3 protein-coding genes are annotated in these 2,672 nt (G+C 61.3%); 1 reads left to right on the top strand and 2 read right to left on the bottom strand.

Features of this window, described 5'->3' with window-relative positions; genetic code table 11:
- Positions 1-181: 181 nt before the first annotated feature.
- A complete protein-coding gene (locus tag GNZ13_RS28765) occupies positions 182-958 on the bottom strand; it encodes an SDR family NAD(P)-dependent oxidoreductase (protein WP_172170889.1) in 777 nt (258 codons plus the stop codon).
- Between the two features lie 217 nt (positions 959-1,175).
- Here GNZ13_RS28765 and GNZ13_RS28770 point away from each other — a divergent pair, with 217 nt between their 5' ends.
- Positions 1,176-1,757 (top strand): TetR/AcrR family transcriptional regulator, encoded by a 582-nt coding sequence (locus tag GNZ13_RS28770; RefSeq protein ID WP_172170891.1) that lies wholly within the window; start codon positions 1,176-1,178, stop codon positions 1,755-1,757.
- A 472-nt stretch (positions 1,758-2,229) separates the two neighbouring features.
- Here the strand turns inward: GNZ13_RS28770 and GNZ13_RS28775 are convergent.
- Positions 2,230-2,672, bottom strand: a 443-nt coding sequence (locus GNZ13_RS28775; protein ID WP_172170893.1) for an IS91 family transposase, incomplete at its 5' end; no start/stop codon positions are given.

Genomic DNA, 2,672 nt, shown 5'->3' on the forward strand with positions numbered 1-2,672 from the left:
CGGCCCGGCCATCGCCAGTGGCCGCTACCAAAACGTACGCCCTGTAGTGAAGACTGTTGATATGCACGTCATTTAAAATCAATGACTTGGCATCAGCCGAGGCCGCGAATAGCGAAAGTTGGGTTAGGACTGCGCGTCGCTGTTCTAAGCCGGTCGGGCAGTAAGCGAAAAGTCGAGCCACTCATCCCTTGCGGAACATGGGCGCTCCCCGCGGCGCACCGATCGTGCCGCCGTCGACGACGATTTCCGCCGCCGTGATGCCCGAAGCATCGTCGGACGCGAGGAAAAGCGCGGCCTTGGCAACTTCTTCAGGTGTAGCGAGGCGAGCCATCGGAATGCCAGGTGCGAGCGCTTCTTCAGTCCCCTCGATCGTTGCGTCGGCCCGTGCGCCGCGCGTCCAGATCGGTGTGCGCGTGCCGCCGGGAATCACGGTGTTGACGCGGATGCCACGCTGCACGAGTTCGGACGCAAAGACCTTTGCCATGCCGGTGACGCCCGCCTTCGTAGCGGAATAAGCGGCCGACCCAGGCGAGCCCAGTTCGCGCATCACGGAGCCGTTCAATACGATCGAGCCACCGGCGCTCATCAACGGAAGCGCCGATTGAACCGTGAGAAAGACAGCGGTGAGATTGGTGCGAAGAATCGCCTCAAATGCAGCAGCGGTCGTGCCGCCAAGCGGCGTCGGACCGGAAATCCCGGCGTTGGCGAACACGATGTCGAGGGACCCGAATGCTTCCTGGATCTGCTTGAACATCGACTCGATCGCGGTTTCATCGTCGAGATCGGCCTGAATGCCAAGCGCGTTTTCGCCGAGCTCGGATACTGCCTGATCCAGTTTTGCGCGATCGCGGCCGGTGATCGCAACACGGGCGCCTTCAGCGATTAAAAGCTTCGCTGCAGCAAAGCCAATGCCGCTGTTGCCGCCGGTGACGAGCGCTGTTCTTCCGGTAAAACGCATATCTTTCTCCTGTGAATTACGCCGCGAGATCGCAGCGAAAGCCGCGTCTGCTGACAGCGTGAAAACCTCGTAAAAACCTCTGTTACGCAGCGCAGGACAGCCACCGCATCCAAACTGGCTTGAGTATCGTCAACATCTCATTCTGTATGTTGATCATCATGCAGAAATTCAGTATTATGCTTGTCATGCAGATTGTCAAGAGTGGTGAGGCGAAACAATGGGTTATTCGCAGGCACAAAAGGCTGAGAGCAGGCAGCGGGTTCTGGAGAACGCGTCGCGGCAGATTCGCGAACATGGCATCGAGGCGCTCGGCGTCGCCGACTGCATGCGCAGCGCGGGGCTCACGCACGGCGCGTTCTACGGCCATTTTTCGTCGCGTGACGCGTTGATTCTGGAAGCGCTCGAGCACGCGGTTAGTCAGAGCGAGAAGCGCATAGCATCTCTTGCAACCGGTTCGGGAAAGCGTGGGGAAACGCCTCTGCAGTCTATCGCCGAGGTTTTCCTCAATGAGCGTCACGTGAAGAATCCCGGCAATGGATGTGCGCTGTGCGCACTCGCCGGAGAAGCACGGCATGCGAATCCGGACGTCAGGGAGCAGCTTACTGGTTACGTGCGCAAACTGGCGTCACGAATAGCGCAAGCCGCATCCAGCGATAGCAAAGACGGAGGGCTGGGTATCGTCGCGACTATCGTGGGGGCCATTACGCTTGCGCGGGCCGTGGACGATGACAAACTGGCGAAATCGATTCTCTCGGCGTCGCTCGCGCTGGTCATGACGCAGGACGGCGGCGCGCGGTAGCCTCGTAGTGGCCTGTTAGACGCTCGTCGACGGGAGCCGCACGCGCCTGGTGACAGTCTCAACGCCTGTCGGTCAGCAGTCTGGGTGTGCCTCCTATGTCGCTGGAGACATAGGGCAGAGGTTTTTTTGATTGGCGATCGCGGCCACGGACGCGTGAACAGGCCGGTCGGAGCCAGCCCGGGATCGGTAATCAAAAAAACGTTTGTGCTAAACCGCTCCGCAGGCGTTCGCTTCTATGGGCATTGAATGAATGGCGCGGTGATTTGCGATAGCTGGCACGTGGCCATCGCAGGCCGGAAGCGAGCGGTCTGAAGGAGCCGGTGGCGCGAAGACAGTGAGAATGCGAGGGTCAATGGTGAGGTAGTGCAGAGTTTCTGCGGCATTGTGATGGAGCGACAACGCCAGAGCACGAGTGGGTTCGCGTTGGCCGCATGGGGGAAGACCAACGTGCTCGGGGTGGTAGTGATGCCGGTCAGTGAACATGGCTGGGGTCAGGCGGAGCCCGCGGCAGGATGCCAGGCACGCCGCCTTCGATGCGGACCATATGGCCCTTGCCGCACACGGGGCAATCGCGCAGTGACCTGCCGGTGAGCCGCTGGTAACGGTTACGGTAGTCCTCGCCGGGGGCAGGGAATGCAGCGACGGGCGGCTCGACGCCGAGCAGCCGCCGGCAGGTGGCCAGTTGCGCCGCCCGGTGACAGTTGGCGAGCCACCCGTAGCTGCGGATGCGCTTGAAGCCGCCGGGCAGCACGTGCAGCAGGAAGCGGCGGATGAACTCGTCGGCCGTCAGGGTCATGGTCCTGTGGCGGCCTTCGTGCCGGTAGTCCTTCCACCGGAACAGCACCGAATCGCCGTCAAAGCGCAGCAGCCGGTTATTCGAGATGGCGACGCGATGTGTGTAGCGGCCCAGGTAAT

This window comes from Paraburkholderia elongata, from assembly GCF_013177735.1.
Lineage (GTDB): Bacteria > Pseudomonadota > Gammaproteobacteria > Burkholderiales > Burkholderiaceae > Paraburkholderia > Paraburkholderia elongata.